20 protein-coding genes are annotated in these 22,242 nt (G+C 72.4%); 7 read left to right on the forward strand and 13 right to left on the reverse strand.

The genetic code is table 11. The features are described from left to right. Nucleotides 1-158: 158 nt before the first annotated feature. Nucleotides 159-866, reverse strand: coding sequence for a cobalt-precorrin-6A reductase (locus tag GBZ48_RS22205; protein WP_246307376.1), 708 nt, complete (start codon nt 864-866; stop codon nt 159-161). Nucleotides 867-873: 7 nt separating this feature from the next. Between GBZ48_RS22205 and cbiE the strand changes: the two genes are divergently transcribed. The 3 genes from cbiE to cobM are packed head-to-tail and all read left to right on the forward strand — an operon-like array spanning nt 874 to nt 3,313. Continuing rightward, nucleotides 874-2,112, forward strand: a complete 1,239-nt coding sequence (gene cbiE, locus GBZ48_RS22210) for a precorrin-6y C5,15-methyltransferase (decarboxylating) subunit CbiE (protein ID WP_174473058.1) — start codon at nt 874-876, stop codon at nt 2,110-2,112. Beyond that, on the forward strand, nt 2,100-2,543 hold the full coding sequence (locus GBZ48_RS22215) for a cobalamin biosynthesis protein (protein ID WP_174473001.1): 444 nt from the start codon (nt 2,100-2,102) through the stop codon (nt 2,541-2,543). Before cbiE ends, GBZ48_RS22215 begins: the two co-directional genes overlap by 13 nt. Next, the gene (cobM, locus tag GBZ48_RS22220) at nt 2,540-3,313 is read left to right on the forward strand and encodes a precorrin-4 C(11)-methyltransferase (RefSeq protein ID WP_174473002.1); all 774 of its coding nucleotides are present in this window, start codon (nt 2,540-2,542) and stop codon (nt 3,311-3,313) included. The genes GBZ48_RS22215 and cobM overlap by 4 nt, the downstream gene beginning before the upstream one ends. Here cobM and GBZ48_RS22225 read toward each other — a convergent pair. Further along, the gene (locus tag GBZ48_RS22225; protein WP_174473003.1) at nt 3,280-4,461 is read right to left on the reverse strand and encodes a cobalt-precorrin-5B (C(1))-methyltransferase; all 1,182 of its coding nucleotides are present in this window, start codon (nt 4,459-4,461) and stop codon (nt 3,280-3,282) included. The genes cobM and GBZ48_RS22225 overlap by 34 nt on opposite strands. Between GBZ48_RS22225 and cobA the strand changes: the two genes are divergently transcribed. From cobA to bluB, 3 genes are read left to right on the forward strand one after another with little or no spacing between them, the layout of a single operon-like run. Further along, entirely contained in the window at nt 4,460-5,260 is an 801-nt protein-coding gene (gene cobA / locus GBZ48_RS22230; RefSeq protein ID WP_174473004.1) for a uroporphyrinogen-III C-methyltransferase, read from the forward strand. The genes GBZ48_RS22225 and cobA overlap by 2 nt on opposite strands. After that, nucleotides 5,253-6,566: a cobyrinic acid a,c-diamide synthase CobB gene (locus GBZ48_RS22235; RefSeq protein ID WP_174473005.1), complete on the forward strand. Its 1,314-nt coding sequence runs from the start codon at nt 5,253-5,255 to the stop codon at nt 6,564-6,566. Before cobA ends, GBZ48_RS22235 begins: the two co-directional genes overlap by 8 nt. A gap of 2 nt (nt 6,567-6,568) precedes the next feature. After that, nucleotides 6,569-7,225, forward strand: coding sequence for a 5,6-dimethylbenzimidazole synthase (gene bluB / locus GBZ48_RS22240; RefSeq protein ID WP_174473006.1), 657 nt, complete (start codon nt 6,569-6,571; stop codon nt 7,223-7,225). Here bluB and GBZ48_RS22245 read toward each other — a convergent pair. The 10 genes from GBZ48_RS22245 to GBZ48_RS22290 are packed head-to-tail and all read right to left on the reverse strand — an operon-like array spanning nt 7,197 to nt 17,550. Continuing rightward, nucleotides 7,197-7,436, reverse strand: a complete 240-nt coding sequence (locus GBZ48_RS22245; protein ID WP_174473007.1) for a hypothetical protein — start codon at nt 7,434-7,436, stop codon at nt 7,197-7,199. The genes bluB and GBZ48_RS22245 overlap by 29 nt on opposite strands. Next, nucleotides 7,436-9,694: a chemotaxis protein CheA gene (locus GBZ48_RS22250; RefSeq protein WP_174473008.1), complete on the reverse strand. Its 2,259-nt coding sequence runs from the start codon at nt 9,692-9,694 to the stop codon at nt 7,436-7,438. The genes GBZ48_RS22245 and GBZ48_RS22250 overlap by 1 nt, the downstream gene beginning before the upstream one ends. Continuing rightward, a complete protein-coding gene (locus tag GBZ48_RS22255) occupies nt 9,691-10,101 on the reverse strand; it encodes a response regulator (protein WP_174473009.1) in 411 nt (136 codons plus the stop codon). The genes GBZ48_RS22250 and GBZ48_RS22255 overlap by 4 nt, the downstream gene beginning before the upstream one ends. Further along, nucleotides 10,098-10,976 (reverse strand): CheR family methyltransferase, encoded by an 879-nt coding sequence (locus GBZ48_RS22260; RefSeq protein ID WP_174473010.1) that lies wholly within the window; start codon nt 10,974-10,976, stop codon nt 10,098-10,100. The genes GBZ48_RS22255 and GBZ48_RS22260 overlap by 4 nt, the downstream gene beginning before the upstream one ends. A gap of 5 nt (nt 10,977-10,981) precedes the next feature. Then, nucleotides 10,982-11,605, reverse strand: coding sequence for a HEAT repeat domain-containing protein (locus GBZ48_RS22265; protein WP_174473011.1), 624 nt, complete (start codon nt 11,603-11,605; stop codon nt 10,982-10,984). Nucleotides 11,606-11,616: 11 nt separating this feature from the next. Beyond that, nucleotides 11,617-12,729 (reverse strand): chemotaxis-specific protein-glutamate methyltransferase CheB, encoded by a 1,113-nt coding sequence (gene cheB, locus GBZ48_RS22270; protein WP_174473012.1) that lies wholly within the window; start codon nt 12,727-12,729, stop codon nt 11,617-11,619. A 19-nt stretch (nt 12,730-12,748) separates the two neighbouring features. After that, entirely contained in the window at nt 12,749-14,473 is a 1,725-nt protein-coding gene (locus GBZ48_RS22275) for a chemotaxis protein CheW (protein ID WP_343049629.1), read from the reverse strand. A gap of 5 nt (nt 14,474-14,478) precedes the next feature. Continuing rightward, nucleotides 14,479-16,458 carry a methyl-accepting chemotaxis protein gene (locus GBZ48_RS22280; RefSeq protein WP_174473014.1) on the reverse strand — a complete coding sequence of 660 codons (1,980 nt, stop codon included), beginning with the start codon at nt 16,456-16,458 and terminating at the stop codon, nt 14,479-14,481. 53 nt (nt 16,459-16,511) lie between these two features. Beyond that, a complete protein-coding gene (locus GBZ48_RS22285; protein WP_174473015.1) occupies nt 16,512-17,144 on the reverse strand; it encodes a chemotaxis protein CheC in 633 nt (210 codons plus the stop codon). Nucleotides 17,145-17,154: 10 nt separating this feature from the next. Further along, the gene (locus GBZ48_RS22290) at nt 17,155-17,550 is read right to left on the reverse strand and encodes a response regulator (RefSeq protein WP_174473016.1); all 396 of its coding nucleotides are present in this window, start codon (nt 17,548-17,550) and stop codon (nt 17,155-17,157) included. A 183-nt stretch (nt 17,551-17,733) separates the two neighbouring features. On the opposite strand from GBZ48_RS22290, the gene GBZ48_RS22295 reads away from it, so the two are divergent. Continuing rightward, nucleotides 17,734-21,471, forward strand: coding sequence for a tetratricopeptide repeat protein (locus tag GBZ48_RS22295; RefSeq protein WP_174473017.1), 3,738 nt, complete (start codon nt 17,734-17,736; stop codon nt 21,469-21,471). On the opposite strand, the gene GBZ48_RS22300 is transcribed toward GBZ48_RS22295, so the two are convergent. Further along, nucleotides 21,443-22,234: a MetQ/NlpA family ABC transporter substrate-binding protein gene (locus tag GBZ48_RS22300; protein ID WP_174473018.1), complete on the reverse strand. Its 792-nt coding sequence runs from the start codon at nt 22,232-22,234 to the stop codon at nt 21,443-21,445. The genes GBZ48_RS22295 and GBZ48_RS22300 overlap by 29 nt on opposite strands. Nucleotides 22,235-22,242 lie beyond the last annotated feature (8 nt).

The raw sequence follows: 22,242 nt of genomic DNA on the forward strand, positions 1-22,242 counted from the left end.
AGTAAGAATGGTAAACTTGATGCTGCGTATGTAGGCATACTATCACAATATTTATCAGATTCATAATCGTCGTATTCTCCTTCCTCTTTTTTTTTTTTGAAATCGCCGCGCCCCCACCCTAATTCCCCCCCTCTCTATCCGTCGCCCGCGTCAGTTGTTTATAAGAGACCCACCATCACCACCGGCAGGCCCAGTCGGCGTGCAGCCTCCAGCTTCGCGTCGGTGGCGCGCCCGCCGCTGTTCTTGCTGACGACCACCTCCACCACCTCCCCCCGCATCAGCGCCAGTTCACTCTCGACGGTGAACGGCCCGCGGTCGAGGATCAGGCTCATGCGCGGCAGGGCCGGCATCGGATCGGGCGGGTCGACGGCACGGATCAGGTAACGCTTGTCCGGCATCGCCTCGAAGGCCGCGACCTCCTGCCGGCCGATGGTCAGGAACACGGTGTCGCCCAGATCGCGCAGTGCCAGCGCCGCGGCATCCATGTCCGGCACGCCGATCCAGCGGTCGCCCGGCCCCGCCACCCAGGCCGGTCGGGTCAGCAGGCGCAACGGCACCCCCGCCAGCGCACAGGCCGCGGCGGCATTGGCGGAGATCTGGGCCGCGAAGGGATGGGTCGCATCGATCACCGCCCCGATGCCCTCGGCGCGCAGGTATTCGGCCAGCCCCTCCACCCCGCCGAAGCCGCCGATGCGGGTCGGCAGCGGCGGCAGCACCGGGTTCTTCGTGCGGCCGGCCAGCGACACACGGGCGTCGATGCGCGAATGGCCGGCGAGCTGCTTGGCCAGCGCCGCCGCCTCCGTCGTGCCGCCCAAAATCAGCGCCTTGACCAACTCCCCCTCCCCACCCGTCAGGATCGGCGCCATGGATAGCATGGGAACGGCCCGCTGGCTCAGCATCGTCGGCATCGGCGAAGATGGCTGGGACGGTTTGTCGCCCGCCGCCCGCGCGGCGGTGGAAAGCGCAGCCATCCTCCATGGCGGCAGCCGCCATCTCGATCTCGTACCGGTCGTTGCGGGGCAGGAACGGCTACCCTGGCCGTCGCCGATGACCGATGCCTTCCCCGGCCTGCTCAGCATGCGCGGCCAGCGGGTCTGCGTGCTGGCGAGCGGCGATCCGTCCTGGTATGGGGTGGGCGCCACCCTGTCGCGACTCGTTCCGGCTACGGAAACGACGGTGATTCCAGCGGCTTCCGCCTTCAGCCTCGCCGCATCCCGGCTGGGCTGGCCGTTGCAGGACTGCCGCTGCCTGACCGTTCACGGCCGGCCACTGGAGCAGGTCGTTCCGCATCTGCAACCGAACACCAAGCTGCTGCTTCTTTCCTGGGACGGAACGACCCCGGCCAGGCTGGCCGCCCTGCTGTGCGCCCGCGGCTTCGGCGCCTCGCGCCTGACGGTGCTGGAGGCGATGGGCGGCCCGCGCGAGGCCCGGCTGGAGGCCACCGCCGATGGCTGGACGACCGAGCGCACAGCCGACCTCAACACCATCGCGCTCGACTGTGTCGCCGCCCCCGGCGCCCGCATCCTGCCGCTGGCGCCCGGCCTGCCCGACGACTGGTTCGAGCATGACGGCCAGATCACCAAGCGCGAGGTGCGCGCCGTCACCCTCTCCTTCCTGGCGCCTCGCCGGGGCGAGCTGCTGTGGGACGTCGGCGCCGGGTCGGGCTCCATCGGAATCGAATGGATGCTGCGTGATCCGGCCAACCGTGCCATCGCCGTCGACCATCACCCGGAGCGGATCGCCCGCATCCTGACCAACGCCACCGCCCTCGGCGTGCCCGGCCTGACGCTGGCGCGCGGCAAGGCGCCGGCCGCGCTGGAGGGTCTGGAGCGGCCGGACGCCGTCTTCATCGGCGGCGGGCTGACCGCGGATGGCCTGCTGGCCGCCTGCTGGGACGCCCTGCCTCCCGGCGGCCGGATCGCCGCCAATGCGGTGACGCTGGAAAGCGAGGCTGTGCTGTTCGACGCGCACAAGCGGCTGGGTGGCGATCTGACCCAGATTTCGGTGGCCCGCGCCTCGGCGGTCGGCGGCTTCCGCGGCTGGCGCGCGTCGATGCCGGTCACGCTGTGGCGAGCGGAAAAGCCGTATGGGGAGGGCACATGGACCGCCTGACACCCGATGCCATGCTGTTCGGCCCGGTCTTTGTCGGGCTGGGCTGCCGCCGAGGCTGCGGTTGGGAGGAGATCGCCAATCTGGTCGCCACCGCCTTCGACGAGGCGGCCCTGCCCGATGCCGCGCGCCAGCTGGCGGCGCTGGCGGCCCCGGCGATGAAGGCCGACGAGGCGGGATTGGCGGAGGCTGCCCGGGCACTCGGCCTGCCGCTGCGCTTCATCGAAGAGGACGCGATGCTGGCGGCACAGGACCGCGTCCACACCCGCTCCTCCACCGTGCTGGCCGCGGTCGGGCTGGCCTCGGTGGCAGAAGCCGCGGCACTGGCCGCCGCCGGGCCGGGATCGCGCCTGCTGCTGCCGCGCCGCTCGACCCCTCGCGCCACTGTCGCACTTGCTTTACCCGCAGTCGCCCTTTCGGAGACCCGTTCATGACCGTCCATTTCATCGGTGCCGGACCGGGCGCTCCTGACCTGCTGACCCTGCGCGGCCGCGACCTGATCGCCCGCTGCCCGGTCTGCCTCTATGCCGGCTCGCTGGTGCCGAAGGAGATCATCGCCCATGCGCCGGCCGGCGCGCGGATCGTCGACACCGCGCCGCTGACGCTGGAGGAGATCGTCGCCGAGTTCCAGTCCGCCCATGCCGCCGGCCAGGACGTCGCCCGGCTGCATTCCGGCGACCTGTCGGTCTACAGCGCCTTGGGCGAACAGACCCGCGCACTGCGGGAGCTGGGCATCCCCTACACCATCACCCCCGGCGTGCCGGCCTTCGCCGCCGCATCGGCCGCACTTGGGCGGGAGCTGACCCTGCCGGAGGTCAGCCAGACGCTGATCCTGACCCGCACCGAAGGCCGCGCCTCGGCGATGCCGGCGAAAGAGACGCTGGAGGTGCTGGGCGCGTCCGGGGCGACGCTGGCGGTCCACCTGTCGATCCACGTCATCGACCGGGTGGTGGAGCGGCTGACCCCGCTCTACGGCGCCGACTGCCCGGCGGCGGTGGTCTACCGCGCCACCTGGCCGGACGAGCGGGTGCTGCGCGGCACGCTGGCCGACATCGCGGCGCAGGTCGCGGCCTCACCGATGGAACGGACCGCGCTGATCCTGGTCGGCCCGGCGCTGGGCCATGAGGAATTCCGTTGCAGCGCGCTGTATGACGGCAGCCATGTGCGGCGCTACCGGGGGTTGGGCCAGGAGTTGGGGGAGTGAGCCTCGCCGACGATGCGCCCCTGGCGGTCGGTGACCAGCACCTCGACCGCAACCGGCGCATCCTCCAGCACCTCCTGCGCGGCACGGCGCGCCAGCTCGGCCACATGGTCGGCCAGGGCCAGGCCGGCGGCGTCCGCCATGCCCAGCACCTGCGCCGCGGTGTTGGCGCCGCGCGCCTGCGCGACCAGCTCCGGCCCGGCCCCGAGATCGGCCAGCCGTGCCGCCAGCCAGTCGAAGTCCACACTGTTGCGCTTGCTGTGCAAATCCATCAGCCCTCGCGCCAGCTTGCCGAATTTGGCGAAGCCGCCGCACAGCGTCAGGCGGGGGATCGGGTGCCGGCGCAGGTACTTCAGCGTGCCGCCGACGAAATCGCCCATGTCGAGCAGAGCCTGTTCCGACAGGCCATAGCGCGCCACCACCGCCTTTTCCGACAGATCGCCGGTGCAGGCCGCGACATGGGCCAATCCGGCCGCCCGCGCCACGTCAACTCCGCGCTGAATCGAGGCGATCCAGGCCGCGCAGGAATAGGGCACGACGATCCCCGTGGTTCCCAGGATCGACAGCCCGCCGAGGATACCGAGCCGCCCGTTCATGGTGCGCTTGGCAAGCAGTTCGCCATTCTCCACCCCGACCTCGACCACCAGATCGGCCGGCTGGCCGGCGGCGGCGGCGGCCTCCCCCACCGCCTGCGCGATCATGCGGCGCGGCACCGGGTTGATCGCCGGCTCGCCAACGGCCAAGGGCAGGCCGGGCAGGGTCACGGTGCCGACGCCGGGACCGGCGCGGAACGTCACGCCGCTGCCGGGCGCACCGCGCCACACCCGCGCCCGCACCAGCGCGCCATGGGTCACGTCGGGATCGTCGCCGGCATCCTTGATTATGCCGGCCATGGCCCAGGGTCCGCCCGGGAGTTCGCCCGGCGAGCCATCCGCCCCCTCGCCCCGTTCGGTCACGGCCAGAGCGAAGGCCGGGGTCTGGCCGCCGGGCAGGGTCACCGTCACCGGGTCGGGGAACTCCCCGCCGAACAGGGCATCCGCCGCCGCACGCGCCGCGGCGGTGGCGCAGGTTCCCGTCGTCCAGCCGCGGCGCAAGGGTGTAGCATCCTCCGCACCGCCTTCCGTCTTCTCCGAGCCCGAGTCCGCGTTCATGTCGTTTGAGTCGTCCATTCCCGAAAGCGTCCTGGTTCCCTTCGCCCCCGGCAGCGTCTGGCTGGCCGGGTCCGGCCCAGGCGACCCCGGCCTGCTGACCCTGCTGGCGCTGCAAGGTCTAAGGCAAGCCGACGTCATCGTCCATGACGCGCTGGTCGGCGAACGGATCATGGCGCTCGCCAGCCCGTCGGCAAGGCTGGAGTTCGCCGGAAAGCGCGGCGGCCGTCCCTCCGCCCATCAGGACGACATCACCAACCGCCTGATCGAACTGGCGAAGGAGGGGCACCGCGTCCTGCGCCTGAAGGGCGGCGACCCCTTCGTCTTCGGCCGCGGCGGCGAGGAGGCACAGGCACTGGCGGCGGAGGGCATCCCCTTCCGCATCGTGCCCGGCATCACGTCCGGCATCGCCGGCCCGGCCTATGCCGGCATCCCGGCGACCCACCGCGACACCAACCAGGCGGTGATCCTGGCGACCGGCCATTCGCTGGGCGGCGGGCCGGACTGGCGGGCGCTGGCCGCCACCAAGGCGCCGTTGATCCTCTATATGGGGTGGAAGGCGCTGCCGACCATCGCGGCGGAGCTGATGGCCGGCGGCCTGTCCGCCGACACCCCCGTCGGCGTGGTGACGGAGGCGACGACCGCCAACCAGAAGAGCCTCGTCACCAGCCTCGGCACCTGCGTCGCCGATCTGGCGGCGAGCGGGCTGGAGCCGCCGGCCATCATCGTGATCGGCGAGGTGGTGCGGCTGCGCCCGGCGCTGGAATGGCTGCCGGCCCAGACGGCGCTTCAGCATGGCTAATGGTCTCATCATCGCGGCGCCGGCCTCCGGCACCGGCAAGACGACGCTGACGCTCGGCCTGCTGGCAGCGCTCCGCGCCCGCGGCGTGGCGGTGGGGGCAGTGAAGTCGGGGCCGGACTACATCGACCCGGCTTTCCACCGCGCCGCCACTGGCCGGCCCAGCGTCAACCTGGATACCTGGGCGATGGGGCCGGACTTGCTGGACGGGCTGGCCGCCCGCGCCGCCGAGGGCGCCGATCTGCTGGTCTGCGAGGCGCTGATGGGCCTGTTCGACGGCGTCGCCGGCGTCGGGGCCACCGGCACCGGCTCGACGGCGGAGATCGCGGCCCGCACCGGCTGGCCGGTCCTGCTGGTGGTGAACGCCAAGGGCCAGTCGCAGTCGGCCGCCGCCCTGGTGAAGGGCTTCGCCACCTACCGCGACGACGTGACCATCGGCGGCGTCGTGCTGAACAATGTCGGCAGCCCGCGCCACACGTCATTGGCCGGCAACGCCATCGAAGCGCTGGGCATCCCCTTGCTGGGTGCCCTGCCGCGCGCGCCGGACCTCAGCCTGCCCGAACGCCATCTCGGCCTCGTCCAGGCCGACGAGACGGAGGGGCTGTCCGACCGGCTGGCTGCGCTTGGCCGCTTCATCGCCGAGCATGTCGATCTCGACCGCACCCTCGCCCTGGCCAAGCCGTCCAAGGCCGGGCGCGGCAGCGACGCCCCCGCCCTGCCGCCACTGGGCCAGCGCATCGCCATCGCGCGGGACGCCGCCTTCACCTTCGTCTATCCCCACCTGACCGCCGGCTGGCAGGCGGCGGGCGCGGAGCTGCACTTCTTCTCCCCCCTGGCCGACGAGGCGCCGCCACCGGGCTCGGACGCCGTCTATCTGCCCGGCGGCTATCCGGAGCTGCACGCCGGCCGTCTCGCCGCCAGCCACGTCTTCCGCGACGGCCTGCGCGCGGCGTCGGAGCGGGTGCCGGTCTATGGCGAGTGCGGCGGCTACATGGTGATGGGCGAAACGCTGGAGGATGCCGACGGCGTCACCCACCCGATGACCGGGCTGCTGGGGGTGCGCACCTCCTTCGCCAAGCGGCGGCTGCATCTGGGCTATCGCCGGGCGTCGCTGCTGGCCGACGGACCGCTGGGACCGGCAGGATCGCCGCTGATGGGGCATGAGTTCCATTACGCCTCCACCCTGTCCCGCGGCGACGACGCCCCGCTGCTGCAGGCGACCGCGGCGGACGGCAGCGACCTGGGCGCGCTGGGCAGCCGGCGCGGGCGGGCGCTCGGCTCTTTCGTCCATCTGATTGCGGGGGGGTGACGATGGAGGAGGATTTCACCACGGCGGAGCGTGACGCGCTCTACAAGGCGATCTTTTCCCGCCGCGACGTGCGCGGGCAGTTCCGCCCCGACCCGGTTCCGGACGAGGTGCTGACCCGCATCCTGCTGGCCGCCCACCATGCCCCGTCGGTCGGCTTCATGCAGCCCTGGAACTTCATCGTCGTCACCGATCCGCAGGTGAAGTCCCGCATCCACGCCGATTTCGCCCGCGCCAACGAGGAGGCGGAGGCGATGTTCGACGGCGAGCGGCGCAGCCTCTACAGCCGCCTGAAGCTGGAGGGCATCCGCGAGGCGCCGGTGAACCTGTGCATCACCTGCGACCGCGAGCGCTCCGGCCCGGTGGTGCTGGGCCGCACCCACATGCCGGCGATGGACCTCTACAGCTGCGTCTGCGCCGTGCAGAATCTGTGGCTGGCCGCCAGGGCGGAAGGGCTCGGGGTCGGCTGGGTCAGCATCCTGCACGAGGAGGCGCTGAGGGAAGCGCTCGGCATCCCCGAGCGGATCGTGCCGATCGCCTATCTCTGCCTCGGCCACGTCACCCATTTCGAAGCGACGCCAGAACTGGAAACCAAGGGCTGGCGCAAGCGCCTGCCCTTGGACGAGCTGGTGTTCAGGGACCGGTGGCAGGGAGGGAGATGACGCGCGCCAGAAACGCGTCCTCCGGCCCCGCCGTCATCGTCGGCCGCGCCGCCAGCAAGAGTTGCAGCAGTGCCGTGTGCAGGTCGGTGCAGGCCGACAGATCGACGCGCGGCGCCGCCGTCGCCTCCAGCCATTCGGCGAGCGGCAGGGCGTCCTCGACGGTGCAGGCGTCCTCGAAGCGGGCGAGGTCGGCGTCATAACGGATCGGCATCACAACAACTCCCGCAAATCGAGCACCAGGATCAGCCGGCCGTCGCCCAGCACCGCCGTGCCGGCATAGCCGCGCAGCCCCCGCAGAACCCCGGTCATCGGACGCAGCACCACGTCGGCGCGCTCACCGACATCGTCCACCGCCACGGCGACCGGCCCATCGCTCAGTTCGGCGAGCACGACGCAGTCGGCCTCGCCCCCACCCCCGCGCCCGTGCCCGCCCCCGTCATCGGGGGGCTGGCCCAACAGGCGGCGCAGGCGGACCAGCGGCACCACCCGGTCGCGCAGCACGATGCTTTCCGCCCGCTTCACCCCGCGGATCTCTGCCCGCGGCACCCGCTGGACGCCACCGACCACCGCCACCGGGATGCCATAGAAGGATCCCGCCGCCTCCACCACCACGACCCGGGTGATGCTGAGCGTCAGCGGCAGCGACAGCCGCACCCGCGTGCCGCTGCCGGGGGTCGAGGCGATCTCCACCCGGCCGCCGGCCCGTTCCACCGCCGTGCGCACCGCATCCATGCCGACCCCGCGGCCCGACAGGTCGGACACGCTGCCGGCGGTGCTGAAGCCCGGAGCGAAGACCAGCCGCACGGCATCGTCGTCGCCGAGCGCCGCGGCGGCATCCGGGGTGAGCAACCCCTTGGCGACGGCGGCTTTGCGCATCGCCGCCGGGTCGATGCCGGCGCCGTCGTCCGACACCTCCACCACCACCCCGCCCTTGTCCTGGAAGGCATGGACCCGCAAGGTGCCGCCCGGCGGCTTGCCCGAGGCGGCACGGCGCTCCGGTGCCTCGATGCCATGGTCGATTGCGTTGCGCACCAGATGCAGCAACGGCTCGCCCAGCACGTCGAGGATGTCCTTGTCGGCCTCCGTCTCCGCCCCGTCCAGCACCAGCTCGACCGTCTTGTCCAGCCGGCGGGCGGTGTCGCGCACCAGCCGGGGCAGCGGATCGAACACGCGGGCGAGCGGCAGCAGCCGCAGGCGCAGCGCCGCATGGCGCAGGTCGCCGACCAGACTGTCCAGCCGGGCGGAGAACGCCTTCATGTCGCGCGTCACCTCGCCGTCCCCGACGCGGCGGACCAGCGGCCCCAACTGCCCCTTCATCACCGACAGCTCGCCGACCAGCGCCATCAGCGCGTCCATCCGCTCCGGTTCCACCCGCAGGGCGCGGCGCGGGGAGGCAGGCCGCGCCTCGGCCACGGCGGGCTTTTCCGGAGGCCCGTTTTCCGGAGGCCCGTTTTCCAGAGGATCGTCGGCCAGGAAGCGGCGCAACGTCCCGGCATCGGCGCAGGCCGCCGCCACGACGGCCCGGTCGGCCGGCCGGCCCAGCGCGGTCAGGATCGCGGCGACCGCACGCGCCACCGCGGCGCTGCGCGACCCGCGTTCGGCGGCACTGCCGGGCAGGTCGAGAATGCGCGCCTGCTCCTCCAGCATCGCCGCCGCCAGCGAGCCCGGCGGCGCCATGGCAATCGGCTTGGCGGGAGGCTGTGCCATGGCGGACGCCGCAGCAGGCATCAGCGTGACGCTGCCGATCCGCACCTGATCGGGAACGCTGCGGAAGGCCGGCATCACCGCCTCGACCCCGGCGCCGCTCAACGCGCGGAAACGCAGCATGCAGCGGTAGGGGTCCATCTGCGCCAGGGCCGGAAGCGGTTCCGCCGGTTCGATCCGGAGCCACCGCAGGTCGGGGACCCGCCGGAACAGGGCCAGCGGATCGTCGCCGGTGAAGAAGCATTCCGGATCGGGCCTGTAGTCGATGGCGGTAATCACGCCGCCGGCCATCCCTACCCCATCCCGGTCCTCGCGGGCCAGCGCCGCCACCCAGGGGAAGGCGTCCGCCTCCCCGGCGGCCTCTCCGCCACCGGCCGCCCCCTCCGCAGACACCCCGGACAGCCCGCGGACCAGGGTGTCCGCCGCCTGTGCCGCGTCGGCGGGCAGGGCGCCGGTATCCTCCAGCGCCGCCACCCAGCGGGCGCACTGGTCGAGCGTACGGAACAGCCGGTCGGCCAGCTCCGGCGTCATGCCGTGCCGGCCGTCGCGCAGCAGCGACAGCGTGTCCTCCCCGGCATGGACCAGCCGGGTGAAGGGCGCCATGTCGAACAGGCCACTCGCCCCCTTCAGCGTGTGGAAGGCGCGGAACAGCTCGTCCACCGACGCCCGGTCGGCGGGATCGCGCTCCAGCGCCAGTAGCGCGCCGCCGGCCGTCTCCAGCAGCTCCTGCGCCTCGACGACGAACTGGTCGAACAGCTCGCTCATGGCGCGCCCTCCGTGGCGAGAGGTTGCCCGGTCAGCAGCCGCGCCGCCTCCACCAGCACCTCCGGCCGCGGCGGCTTGACGATGTACCAGTTGGCGCCGGCCAGCAGTGCCTGCTCGCGGTCGCTGTCTTTCGCTTCGGTGCTGATCATGATGGCCGGCACGTCGCGCAACACCGGATCTCGGCGCAGGACGCGCAGCATGGTGTAGCCGTCCATCTTGCGCATGTTGACGTCGACGATCACCAGATCGGGCGGGACGGCCATGGCGCGTTCCAGCCCCTCGATGCCGTTCACCGCCTCGTCCACCACGAAGCCGGCACCCTCCAGCACCCGGCGGCTGAAGGCGCGGACGGTCACGGCGTCGTCCACCACAAGGACGCGCGGCCCTCCGGTATCGTTCGCGCTCATGCGGCACCCCCGTCGATCGGCTTCTGGTAGAGGATGGCGTCGGGGAAGCGGCGCGGCACGAACAGCGAGGACATGCGGCTCATGCTTTCCGAATGGCCGAGACAGACGAAGCCGCCCGGCGCCAGGGCATCGTGAAACATGCTCGCCGTCTCCCGTCGGCCAAGATCGTCGAAATAGATCAGCAGGTTGCGGCAAAAGATCACGTCGATCCCGCGGAAACCGCGCACCTGCTGCGGGTCGGCGAGGTTGACCAGCGAGAAATCGACCGAGTCCCGCAAATCCTCGACGATCCGCCAGCGCGGTCCCCAATCCTCGGCCCCCCCGCGCAGGGGCTGGAAATATTTGGCGCGCAGATGCGCCGGCAATCCCTGCAGGGCGCGCTCGTCATAGATGCCCTCGCGCGCGCGTTCCAGCACCGCGCTGTCGATGTCGGAGGCCAGCAGCTCGATCTCGTAATCGTCCACCCGGCTCCAGTTCTCCAGCAGCATGATGGCGATGGAATAGGGCTCCTCCCCGGTGGCGCAGCCGGCCGACCAGATGCGCAGCCGCGAGCCCTTCGGCCGCCCCCGCACCAGCTCGTCGAGGACGGAATTCACCAGACAGTCGAACTGGTACTTCTCGCGGAAGAAATAGGTCTCGTTCACCGTCATCAGGTTGACGAGCCGCTGAAGCTCCTCCCCCGACGCCTGGAAGCGCAGCAGGTTCATATAGGCGCGCAGATCCGTCGCCCCGACCGCCTGCATGCGGGCGGCGACGCGGCGGTCGACGAAATAGCGCTTGGCCTCGGTGAAGGACAGGCCGGTGCGCTCCCGCAGGAAGCCGCACAGGGTGGCATAATCCTCCGGCGACAGGCCTTGCGGGTCGGTTTCGGTCACTCCGTTCACCGTCCGCGGAAGCTGGAACGCGCGGCATCGACGGCGAAGGCGACGAAGGCATCGTCGGGGAAGCGGCGGGCCAGAGTCTCCAGACTGGACAACGCTTCCGGACTGCCGGCCTCGGCCAGCGCCTCCACCGCGGCAAGGCCGACATTCACGTCGCAATCGTGTTCCATCACCCGTGCCAGCCACTCGGCGCGGTCCGGATGGACGAGGCTCCCCAGCCCCTGCACCGCGAAAATGCGCAGATCGGTGTCGGCATGGTCGAGCAGCGGCAGCAGTGCCGGGGCGGCGACCTCCACCGGCATCTGCTGCAGGCTTTCCAGCGCCGCGTTGCGCAAGGCCGCATCCTCGCGGTCGAGGAAGGGGACGATGGCCGCCGCCGCCGCAGGCGTGGCGATGCGGGCGAGCGCCGTCAGGATGGCCTCGCGCACGCCGGCGTCGCCCTCAGCCTGAAGCCGGTGGGCGAGCGCCGCTTCGGCACCCGGCGGCGGGCTGTGGCCCAGCCCATGGGCGGCATCGCGACGGACCGCGGCGTCGGCATCCTCCAGAGCGGCCAGCGGATCGCGCGCACCCCCGGCGTCGGCCGGGGAGACTTCCGGAGCGGCCTTCTTCTTCACAAGTCCCATGGCGTCCCTCCCTAGTCCTTCCTGCCCGGCGCGGGTCCGGCCCGCCGCGCGGCAGGCGACAGCCAGCGGTTCAGCTGGCCGGCGATCCGGTCCGACGGTAGAACGACGCCGGCACCGCCGCGCCGGATCAGGTCCTGCGGCATGCCGAAGACCACGGCGCTGTCCTCCGACTCCGCGATGGTACGGCCGCCGCGGGCGTGCAGCTCGGCCATGGACGCCGCCCCGTCATTGCCCATGCCGGTCAGCAGCACCCCCACCAGCCGGTCCGGCGGCAGCAGCCGCATGGCGCTGGTCACCAGCCGGTCGGTGTTGGGGTGCCAGGGCCTGTCGGGCGAGGCCGGCACGCAGACCGCCTGCAACCGCCCGCCACGCCGCGCCAGCTCCACGTCGGCGCCGCCGCGGGCGATGCAGATCCTGCCCGGCTCCAGCACCGTCGCCCGCTCCACCTCCACCACGCTCAGCGCGCACATCTCGTCCAGCCGCCGCGCCAGCGTCGCGGTGAAGGCGACCGGCATATGCTGCGCCACCACCACCGGCCAGGGGAAGCCGGCCGGCAGCAGCGGCAGGATGTCCTCCAGCGTGCTGGGCCCGCCGGTGGACACGCCGACCAGCACCACGCCTTCGACCTCCCCCTCCACCGCCACGGAGGGCGGCGCCGGCGGTGCGGGCGCCACGAAATCCTCACCCACGATGCGGGCGCGGGCCAGCCGCAGCCGTTCGCGCAGGCCGTGCACCCGGCGCGGGCGGGAGGATGCGGCGGCGCGCACCGTCTCCACCAACTCCTCGCCGATGCGGCCGATGGAGCCGGCGGCAGGCTTCTGCACCGCCTCCACCGCTCCCAGCCGCAGCGCCTCCAGCGTCTCCCCCGCCCCCGCCCCGGTGAGGGCGGAGACCATGACGACCGGCTTGGGATGCTCCACCATGATGCGGGCAAGGCAGGTCAGCCCGTCCATGCCGGGCATGGTGATGTCCAGCGTCACCACATCCGGATCGACCTCCGGCAGGCGCGCCAGCGCCTCCTCCCCCGTCGCCGCAGTCTCCACCCGGAAACCGGCCTCGACCAGGAGATCCGCGATGCGCCGGCGCATCAGCGCGGAATCGTCCACCACCAGAACCGTCAGCACGCCGCCCCCCATCCGTCCGTCACCGCGGGGTAACGGGCAGCTCCGCCAGTCGGTCCATGTCGAGCAGGCTGTCCGCATCCATCAGCAGGATCAGGCGGGCGCCGCCGGCCGCATCCCCGGCCGCATCCCCTGCCACATCCAGCGACGCCACCCGGCGGATCAGCCGGCGCTGCGCCGCCGACACCGCCGGGGCCGGACCGATCCGCTCCACCGGGACGGTCAGCAGGCCGGACAGCCCGTCGACCAGCAGCCCGACCAGCAGCCCGTCGCGCCCGACCACCACCACCCGCCCGCGCTCCAGCCCGGCAGGCCCGGTCCCGGAAAGCCCGCTCTTGGAGTCGGCAGCCGGCAGGTGCAGCAGCCGGCGCTGGTCGATCAGCGGCAGCACCTCGCCGCGCAGGGTCAGCACGCCGGCGACGAAGTCGGGTGCATTGGGCAGCGGCGTGATGGCGTCGGGCCGGCGCAGCACCTCGCGCACGGCGGAGACTGGCAGGCCATATTCCGCCCCGGCAAGGCGGAAGACGACGAAGCGTTCCCCCGCACCGCCGCTCCCATCGGGACCGTCCGCAGGCCGTGCCGGTTCCATCCCGTCCCCCTGTCCGCCCACTTCCGCAGCGCCGGCCTCTGCGCCGGCCTCTGCGCCGGCCTCTGCGCCGATCGCGGCGCCATGTCGGAACAGCCGCTCCGCCGACAGCACCGACACCAGCCGCCGGCCGCCGCCGGCCGTGCCATCCGCCCCGCCATCCGCCCCACTGCCGGCTCTGGCGATGCCGTCCAGATCCTCGAATTCCGGCTCGCGGGCGAGCAACGGCGGCACCGGGTCGATCAGCGCCGGGTCGATCCGCAGAATCTCGCGCACCTCGTCCACCAGCACGCCGACCGGCGCCTGCCCGCTCCCGGAGCGCACCACAACGACGCGGCGCCCGGTCGCCAATCCGCTGGATTCATGCCCGCCGGCCTCATCCAGCCCGAACAGGGCGCGCAATCCCACCAGCGGCAGCAGCCGGTCGCGCACCGCCATCACGCCCAGCAGATGCGCCCTGGACCGCGCCATGCGGGTGATCTCGCGCGGGGCCGGCAGAACCTCGCGCACCCGATCCACCGGCAGGGCGAATTGCTGTCCCGCGACTTCGAAGACCAGCAGGGCCTGGCGGTCGATACCTGCCTTGGCGCCACCCACGGCACCGGTTCCGCCGGCCGGCACGGGACCGAAGCCGGCAGTTGCCGAGGCCGAACCCCGGTCCGTCCGCTCCATCTCCGCCGGATCGCCGAACTGGCGGTCGATCAGCGCATCCAGCTTCAGGATGGTGGCCGGGCCGTCGCGCAGCAGGCCGTCCAGCATGGCGGGGTCGAGCCCGCCCTCCTCCTGCGTCACCGGATCGATGCGGTCGGGGTTGCTGCGCAGGATGCCGGCCATCGCATCCACCCGCAGACCCACCGTCTGGCCGCCCGTATGGCCGCGATGCCCGACCAGCACCACCCGCGTCTCCCGCGTCGGCGCCGCGCCACTGGGCCTGCCCAGCGCCCCGGCGAGGTCCAGCACCGGCACCGCGTCGCCATGCCAGTGCGCCAGCCCGTCCAGGCTGGGCGGCCCCAGCGGGATGCGCACCAGCTCCGGCAGCCGGATCACCGCATGGACCGCCGGCAGCGGCAGGGCGAGGCGCAGGTCGGCGACCGTCACCGTGACGAAGTCGAGAACGCCGTCCGCCTCCCGGGGCGCCTCCCGGGGCGCCTTCCCGGCCACGGCGGTCAAACCGCGCCCAGCAGGCTGTCGGCCATCGTCGCGATCTCCTCGATCGCCGACGCCAGTTCCTCGGCCCCCTTCGCCTGCTCGCGCGCGGCCTTGGCCGCTTCGGTGCCGGCGAGGTTCGCGGCGGCGGCGGCGGTGGCCACCTGCTCCACGCCGACGCGGGTCTCGCGGAGCGCGCCGGTCGTCTCGGTGGCGGCTTCCAGGATTTCACGGCTGCCGGCGGTGACCACCCGCAGCTCCTGCGCGCCGGCGGTCAGGGTGACGCCGAAGGCACGGTGGCGCGCGATCTCCGTCACCGCGGTGGCGGACACCTCCTCCACGTCGCGGCGAACCCGCAGCATCTGGTCCTGGATGTCGCGGACGATGTCCTTCACCCGCTCCGCACTGTCCGCGCTGTCGCCGGCCAGCTTGCGGATGTCGCCGCTGACCACGGTGAAGCCGCGGCCGAACTCGCCTGCCCGCGCCGCCTCGATGGAGCCGCTGACCGCCAGCATCCCGGTCTGGATGGCGACGGTGGCGATGGCGTCCACCACCTTGTCGATGCGCCGGCCGATCCGGTCCAGCGCGTCCAGCCGGTCCCCTGCCCGGCGGGAGGACTCCACTGCCTCCAGCATGCCGTCGGCCAGCCGGCCGATGGTCTCGCGCGTCTCGCCCAGCAACCCTTCCATCGCCGTGCAGCGTTCCACCGACTCGCCGGCCCGGCCGGCGGCCAGCGTCGCCGCCGCGTCGATCTCCGCAATGGCGGAGGCAAGCTGGTGGGTGGCCGCGCTCTGCGACTGCGCCCCGCCGGAGATCTGGCCGATGGCGGTCATGATCTGGGCCGCCCCGCGGTTGATCTCCTCGATGGCGGCCGACAGCTCCTCGGCGGCCGAGGCCAGCTCGTCGGCGGTGGCGGCGAGGTCGGCGGTGCCCTCCAGATCCTCGGCCACCTCGGACAGCTGGCCGGCGGCGCGCTGGCTCTGGCCCAATGCAACGGCCTGCTCACCGGCGGTCCTCAGCGCCTCCTCGGCGGCGGCGGACTGTTCCTCGGCGCTGGCGGCGATGGTCTCCGCCCCGCGCAGGGCCTCGCGCGCCGCCTGATCGGCCTCGACCGCGGCGCGGATCGTCTCCTGCGCGCCCTGGACGATGGTCGTCATGTCCGACCGCACGCCTTCCAGCTGCTCGACGATCCTGCGGCCGCGCTCCACTTCCGCCTTGGCCGCATCGGACGAGGCGACGATGCCGGCGGCGATGGCGGCCACCGCATCCTGGATTTCCGCGACCATCGCCTGGATGCCGTTGGCGCTGCGTTCCGACCGTTCGGCCAGCGCCTGCACCTCGTCGGCGACGACGGCGAAGCCCTTGCCGGCCTCCCCGGCACGGGCTGCCTCGATGGCGGCGTTCAGCGCCAGCAGGTTGGTCTGGTCGGCGATGGCGGCGACGCTCTGCACGATGGTGCCGATCTCGCGGGCCTGGGCCTCCAGGTCGCGGACCAGACGCACCGAGGCTTCCTGCCGTTCGGCGGCGCGGACGATGCCCTCGATGGAGGACAGGATCTGGCCGCTGACGTCCTTCAGCGTCGCCTGCAACGCCTCGACCCGCAGCACCGCCTGTTCCGCCGTGCTGCGCGAGCGGGTCAGCAGTTCCGACGCGCGGCCGATCATGCGCTGCGACTGCTGGGTGGCGCCGGCCGACTGCTCGGCTCCGGCGGCGATCTGCTCCATCGCCCGGCGCAGTTCCTCCGCCGCCGACGCCGCCTGGGTGATGCCGCTGGCCAGCTCGGTCGAGGCGGCGGCGATGCCGGTGGCGGCCTGCCGGCGGCGCGAATCGGCGCGAGCCCGGCGGCGCTGCGGCGCACCCGTGGTAACTGCTGCCGGGGCTGCCGGGGTGGCGGTCGGCGCGGATGCGGAAGCGGACCGGTCCGGACCCTCCTCGTCGGCGCCGGACTTGGTCCGGACGGTGCGCGCCGTGTCGATCTTGGTCTTCTTGATGAGTGCCATGGTCCTTACCCGTCTTCCTTACCCGCCTGTCCAGCCGGTTGTTCTTGTTGCCGTCACGCCACGAGCCGCCCGATATAGCGGCCGAGCGTCGCCTGGAGCGCGCCTGCCGAGCCGGCGTCGAGCAGCAGGACCACCCGCCCGCCGACCACGACACCTTCGCCGCCCGGCAGATTGGCGCGCAAATCGATGTGGAACAGCACCGCGGCTCCCTCCGCCGTCGGAGCCGTTCCCGAACAGCCCCGCAGCACCTCCGCCGCATCGCCGCGGAACACCACCGGCAGGCCGGTCTCCACCGGTTCGCCCAGCAGGTTGGCGACCAGGGCCAGCGCGCTGTTCAGAACGACGTTGCCCAGCTCCGCCAGAACCTCGTCCTCCAGTTCCGGCACCTCCTCGGCAGGAACGTCGGGCGGCAGGGCGGCGCGCACCAGGGCCATGCTGCCGGCCTGGGGGAAGACCAGCAGGGCGCAGCCCGCGAACAGGCCGCCCAGCGTTTCCGAGATGCCCACCAGCGGCGGCGTCAGCGCCCGGTCCAGCAGCCCGGCCACCGTGTCCGGCGGCACCATGTCCACCGTCGGGACCGACAGGGTCACCAGCCCGCCCAGCATGCGGCCGAGCGCCGTCGATGCGCGGCCGATGCCGATGTTGCCCAGTTCGGCCAGCGCATCGCGCTCCAGATCGCTCAGCATGGGGATGCGGTCACTCCTGCTGCGGCTGTGCGGGACGGCGCTGCGGCAGGGCGGTGGAGTTCAGGAAACGGACGACCTGCTCCTCCTCCAGCGGCTTGGGCATGAAGGCGGCGCCGACACCGCGGATGCCGGACACCACCGCGTCCTGGGCATTGGCGGTGATGATGGCGATGTGGATGCCCGGATGGCTCTGGCGCAGCTTGGCCGCGGTCTCCACGCCGTTGTCGCCGGGCATGTTGTAGTCGATGATGGCAACATCGACCGGCGTGTCCTGCAACGTCGTGAAGAGTTCGCCGCCGTTCGCAGCCTCGACCACCGTCCAGTCCGGCTTGTTGCGCAAGACCATGGCCCGCACATGCATGCGCGAAAGCTTGCTGTCATCGACAATGATTGCAGTCTTACTCAAGATATACGCCTTTTGGATGGAGATCGGCCAGAGAAGCCTAGCCTGGACCGAATTGAGCGCAAGTATACAGAATGAAATGTGCCGCGCCAGTCCCCTTAAATGTTCTTGGGATTTTGCCTGCGCGCCATCCCGCCGACTCATGCTATCGAAACGCCACGTTCTTTCCGATCCGGCCACCGCCCCATGCCGCCTTCCGCCGCCTCCAGACTCCCGGCCAGACTGGCCGCCCTCCTGCGCGAGGCGCTGGCCCACCACCGCGCCGGCGATCTGGATGGGGCGGAGCGCGGCTATCGCGCCATGCTGGCCGTCGACGGGCGGAACGCCGATGCGCTGCATTTGCTGGGCGTGCTGCACCACCAGCGCGGCCTGGATGCCGAAGCCGTCCGCCTGATCGGGCAGGCCGTCGCGCAGCGCCCCGGCGTCGCCGAACAGCACGCCAACCTCGGCCTCGCGCTGCACGCGCTGGGCCGGCTGGCGGAGGCGGAGGCGGAATACCGCCGCGCGCTCGCGCTCCGCGACGCCTATGCCGAGGCGCACAACAGCCTGGGCAGCGCGCTCCAGGAGCAGGACCGGCTGGCCGAGGCCGCCGTCCATTACCGCCGCGCGCTGGACCTGAATGCCGGCTACGCCGAGGCCTGGGCCAATCTCGGCACGCTGCTGCGGGCGCAGGACGACTATGCAGAGGCCGAGACGGCGCTGCGCCATGCCCTGCGGCTCGACCCCGGCCATGCAACCGCCCTGACCAACCTCGGCGTCGTGCTGAAGGAGACCGGCCGCATCTCCGAAGCCGAGGCCGCGCATCTGGAGGCCCTGCGGCTCGCCCCCGGCGATGCCGAGACGATGGTGAACCTCGCCCTGCTGCGCGAGGCGCAGGGCCGCGGCGACGAGGCGGAGGCGCTTTACGCCCAGGCCCTGATCCATGCCCCCGGCTTCGCACTGGCCCGCTGGAACCTCGCCCTGCGGCTGCTCGGCCGCGGCCGGCTGGCCGAGGGCTGGGGGGAGTACGAGGCGCGCTTCGCCTCCCGCCGCGTGTCGGCCGGGCGCAGCTTTTCCCTGCCGGCCTTCTCCGAGTGGACTTGGGATGGCGCTCCCGGCCGGCGTCTGCTGGTCTGGCGCGAGCAGGGGTTGGGCGACGAGCTGATGTTCGGCACCACCCTGCCCGACCTTGTGCAGCGGCTTGGCCCGGACAGGCTGGTCGTCGAGGTCGATGCCCGCCTGACCGGGCTGGTCGGCCGCGCCCTGCCCGGCGTCACGGTGCGGGCGCAGACGGCGGATCCTGCCCCCACCGAGGCCCCCGCCCATGCTCCCGCCGATGCCGACGCGCATCTGCCGATGGGATCGCTGCCCCGGCTGCTGCGCCCCGGCCTCGCCGACTTTCCTGCCCGGCCCTCCTGGCTGGCGCCCGATCCGCTACGGCTGGCGGAGTGGCGCGACCGGTTGGCGGCGCTGGGGCCGGGCCTGCGCGTCGGCATCTGCTGGGGCAGCCAGAACATGCTGGGAGAGCGCAAGGCCTCCTACACCACGCTCGCCGACTGGGCGCCGCTGCTGACCCTGCCCGGCCTGATCCCGGTCACCCTGCAATATGACGGGCGCGAGGCGGAGATCGCCGCCATCGAGGCGCAACTCGGCCTGACGATCCGGCGCTGGCCCGACACCGACCTGAAGAACGATCTGGAGGGCGTGGCGGCGCTGACAGCCGGCCTCGACCTCGTGGTGACGGTGGCGAGTTCGGTCGGAGAGATGGCCGGCGCCCTGGGGGTGCCGGTCTGGCGTTTCGGCCCGGCCGGCGACTGGACCGCGCTGGGCACTGGGGTGCGCCCCTGGTTCCCGTCGATGCGGCTGTGGAGCACCCGCCCCGGCGAAGGGCTGCCGGACGTGCTGGCGCGCATAGCGGCGGACCTGCGCCGCTTGGTCCCTGCTCCGCCCCCTGCCCTGCCAATAGAGGAGTGGCTGGCCGAAGCGCGCGACCTTCATGGATCCGGCCACTGGCCGGACGCGGAGAAGGCCTATCAGCGCATCCTCGACCGGGGCGGCGAGGTGCCGGCGGCGCTGGAGGGCTACGCCCTGCTCGGCCAGCAGGCCGGCCGCCCCGACATCGCCGACACCCTGCTGACCCGCGCCATCGCGGCGGAGCCGAGCGCCGACCGCCACAAGCGCCGCGCCCTGGCCCGGCAGGAGATGGGGGCGCTGGCCGACGCCGAGGCCGATTGGCAGGCCGCCGCCACGCTCGCGCCGGAGGATGTCGAGGCGCTCGGCAATCTCGGCGCCCTGCGGCTGTCCCGCGGGGCGGCGGCAGAAGCGGCGGAGGCGACCGACGCGGCGCTGCGTCTCGCCCCCTTCCATGCTGGGCTGTGGATCAATGCCGGGCTGGCGCGGCAGGCGATGGGCGGGGCGGGTCAGCCCTTCCTCCTGCGGGCGCTCGCCCTCGACCCTGCGGTGGCGGAGGCCTGGACCGCCCTGTCGGCCGAAGCCCTGCGCAACCCCGACCATGCCGCCGAGGCGGAACGCACCGCCGGCCGGGCCCTGCGCCTGCGGCCCGGCGACCCGGCGGCGGTCAGCAATCTGGGGCTGGCGGCCCTGGCGCTCGACCGGCCGGCGCAGGCGGTCGCCCATCTGCGTCTGGCGCTCCAGGGCCGCCCCGGCGATCTCGCCACGCTGGGCAACCTCGCACTGGCGCTGGAGCGGGCGGGCGATGGCGCCGCCGCCGGGCTGGCCTGGTGGCGGGTGATCCTGTTCGCGCCCGGAACCGGCGCCGGCTGGGCCGGGCTGGCCGATCTGCGGCAGCGGCAGGGCCGGCTCGACGCCGCGCTGAAGGGCTGGGGCCGCGCCCTGGCGCTGGAGCCCAAGCGGGCGGAGTGGCGCTACAACCAGGGCAACGCCCTGCATGCCGCCGGCCGCCCGGTTGAAGCCGATGCGGCCTATCGGCAGGCGGTGGAAGACGACCCGGCCCTGACGCTCGCCGCCTTCAACCGTGGCTACGCGGCGCTGGCGCAGGGCGACCTCACCACCGGCTGGACCGGTCTGGAGGCGCGCTTCGCCGCCGGTCAGGCACTGCCCGACCGCCGCTTCCGCATGCCCGCCTGGGACGGCGGCGACCTGACGGGAAAGACGCTGCTGGTCTGGCGCGAGCAGGGGGTGGGCGACGAGCTGATGTACAGCGCCTGTTACCCCGACCTGATCGCGCGCACTCTCTCAGCCGCAGGCCGGGTCGTCATCGAATGCGAGCCGCGGCTGGTGGCTCTGTTCGCGCGCTCCTTCCCGCAGGCGACGGTGCGCGCGGCGACCGGGGATCCGGCTGATGCCGACCGTCACATCCCGGCGGGGTCGCTGCCATTGCGGCTGGGCTGGGGGCTGGAGAGCTTTGCGACGCAGGGCGGCTGGCTGCGCGCCGACGAGGCGGCGGTGGAGCGGTGGCGGGGCTGGTTGGGTGGCGCCGGCTCCGCCCTGACCGTCGGTCTGTGCTGGCGCAGCGGCCTGCGCGGTGCGGCGCGCGACGCCAATTACGCGGCGCTGACCGACTGGGCGCCGATCCTGACCCTGCCCGGCCTGCGGCTGATCAATCTGCAATATGACGAGTGCGAGACCGAACTCGCCGACGCCGAACGGCGTTTCGGCATCACGATCCACCGCCCGCCGCTCGATTTGAGGAACGACCTCGACGGTGCCGCCGCCCTGACCGCGGCGCTGGATCTGGTGATCTCCGCCGGAACCTCGGTGGCGGAGATGGCCGGCGCGCTGGGCGTGCCGGTCTGGCGGATCGGGCCGGCGGGGGACTGGACGGCGCTCGGCACCGGCTGCCGGCCCTGGTATCCGTCGATGCGGCTGGTCAGCCCGGAACCGGGCGGGACGCTCGGCGACGCGCTCAGCGCCGCCGGGCGTGCCCTCATCAGTCTCAGAACGCGGGAACCACGGCGTTCTTGAACTTGGTGAGGATGAACTCCTTCACCTCGGGGCTGTTGTAGGACTTCACCAGCTTGGCGACCCAGGGCTTGTCCTTGTCGGCCTTGCGGACGGCGATGACGTTGGCATAGGGGCTGTCGGCCGCCTCGCGGGCGATGGCGTCCTTGACCGGGTCGATGCCGGCCTCCAGCGCGAAGTTGGTGTTGATGGCGGCGGCGGTCACGTCATCCAGCGAACGCGGCAGTTGGGCGGCGTCCAGTTCGACGATCTCCAGCTTCTTCGGGTTCTCGACGATGTCGATTGGCGAGGCCTTCAGGGTGCCGCCGTCCTTCAGCTTGATCAGGCCCTTGGCCTGGAGCAGCAGCAGGACGCGGCCGCCGTTGGTCGGGTCGTTCGGAATGGCGAACTTGGCGCCCGTCGGCAGTTCTTCCAGGCTCTTCACCTTCTTGGAATAGATGCCGATGGGATAGACCACCGTCTTGCCGACGCTGACCAGATCGAAGCCGCGGTCCTTCACCTGGTTGTCCAGATAGGGCTGGTGCTGGAAGCTGTTGGCGTCGAGGTCGCCGCCGGCCAGCGCCTGGTTCGGGATGACGTAGTCGGTGAATTCCAGGATCTGGATGTCCAGCCCGTCCTTGGCGGCGATGGGCTTCACCGCTTCCAGGATCTGGGCATGCGGACCGGCGGTGACGCCGACCTTGATCGTTTCGGCCGACACGCCGAAAGCAACGGCCATGGTGGCGGCACCGGCCAGCAGCGAAGCCAGCGAACGGAAGCGCAGCATCTCGAACA

The sequence above is a fragment of the Azospirillum melinis genome (genome assembly GCF_013340935.1).
Taxonomy (GTDB): domain Bacteria; phylum Pseudomonadota; class Alphaproteobacteria; order Azospirillales; family Azospirillaceae; genus Azospirillum; species Azospirillum melinis.

Excerpts from the sequence above, each read along its gene's own strand:
- GBZ48_RS22205 (WP_246307376.1), bottom strand. The coding sequence starts at position 866 with ATGGCGCCGATCCTGACGGGTGGGGAGGGGGAGTTGGTCAAGGCGCTG.
- cbiE (WP_174473058.1), top strand. The coding sequence starts at position 874 with ATGGGAACGGCCCGCTGGCTCAGCATCGTCGGCATCGGCGAAGATGGC.
- GBZ48_RS22215 (WP_174473001.1), top strand. The coding sequence starts at position 2,100 with ATGGACCGCCTGACACCCGATGCCATGCTGTTCGGCCCGGTCTTTGTC.
- cobM (WP_174473002.1), top strand. The coding sequence starts at position 2,540 with ATGACCGTCCATTTCATCGGTGCCGGACCGGGCGCTCCTGACCTGCTG.
- cobA (WP_174473004.1), top strand. The coding sequence starts at position 4,460 with ATGTCGTTTGAGTCGTCCATTCCCGAAAGCGTCCTGGTTCCCTTCGCC.
- GBZ48_RS22225 (WP_174473003.1), bottom strand. The coding sequence starts at position 4,461 with ATGAACGCGGACTCGGGCTCGGAGAAGACGGAAGGCGGTGCGGAGGAT.
- GBZ48_RS22235 (WP_174473005.1), top strand. The coding sequence starts at position 5,253 with ATGGCTAATGGTCTCATCATCGCGGCGCCGGCCTCCGGCACCGGCAAG.
- bluB (WP_174473006.1), top strand. The coding sequence starts at position 6,569 with ATGGAGGAGGATTTCACCACGGCGGAGCGTGACGCGCTCTACAAGGCG.
- GBZ48_RS22245 (WP_174473007.1), bottom strand. The coding sequence starts at position 7,436 with ATGCCGATCCGTTATGACGCCGACCTCGCCCGCTTCGAGGACGCCTGC.
- GBZ48_RS22250 (WP_174473008.1), bottom strand. The coding sequence starts at position 9,694 with ATGAGCGAGCTGTTCGACCAGTTCGTCGTCGAGGCGCAGGAGCTGCTG.
- GBZ48_RS22255 (WP_174473009.1), bottom strand. The coding sequence starts at position 10,101 with ATGAGCGCGAACGATACCGGAGGGCCGCGCGTCCTTGTGGTGGACGAC.
- GBZ48_RS22265 (WP_174473011.1), bottom strand. The coding sequence starts at position 11,605 with ATGGGACTTGTGAAGAAGAAGGCCGCTCCGGAAGTCTCCCCGGCCGAC.
- GBZ48_RS22280 (WP_174473014.1), bottom strand. The coding sequence starts at position 16,458 with ATGGCACTCATCAAGAAGACCAAGATCGACACGGCGCGCACCGTCCGG.
- GBZ48_RS22285 (WP_174473015.1), bottom strand. The coding sequence starts at position 17,144 with ATGCTGAGCGATCTGGAGCGCGATGCGCTGGCCGAACTGGGCAACATC.
- GBZ48_RS22295 (WP_174473017.1), top strand. The coding sequence starts at position 17,734 with ATGCCGCCTTCCGCCGCCTCCAGACTCCCGGCCAGACTGGCCGCCCTC.
- GBZ48_RS22300 (WP_174473018.1), bottom strand. The coding sequence starts at position 22,234 with ATGCTGCGCTTCCGTTCGCTGGCTTCGCTGCTGGCCGGTGCCGCCACC.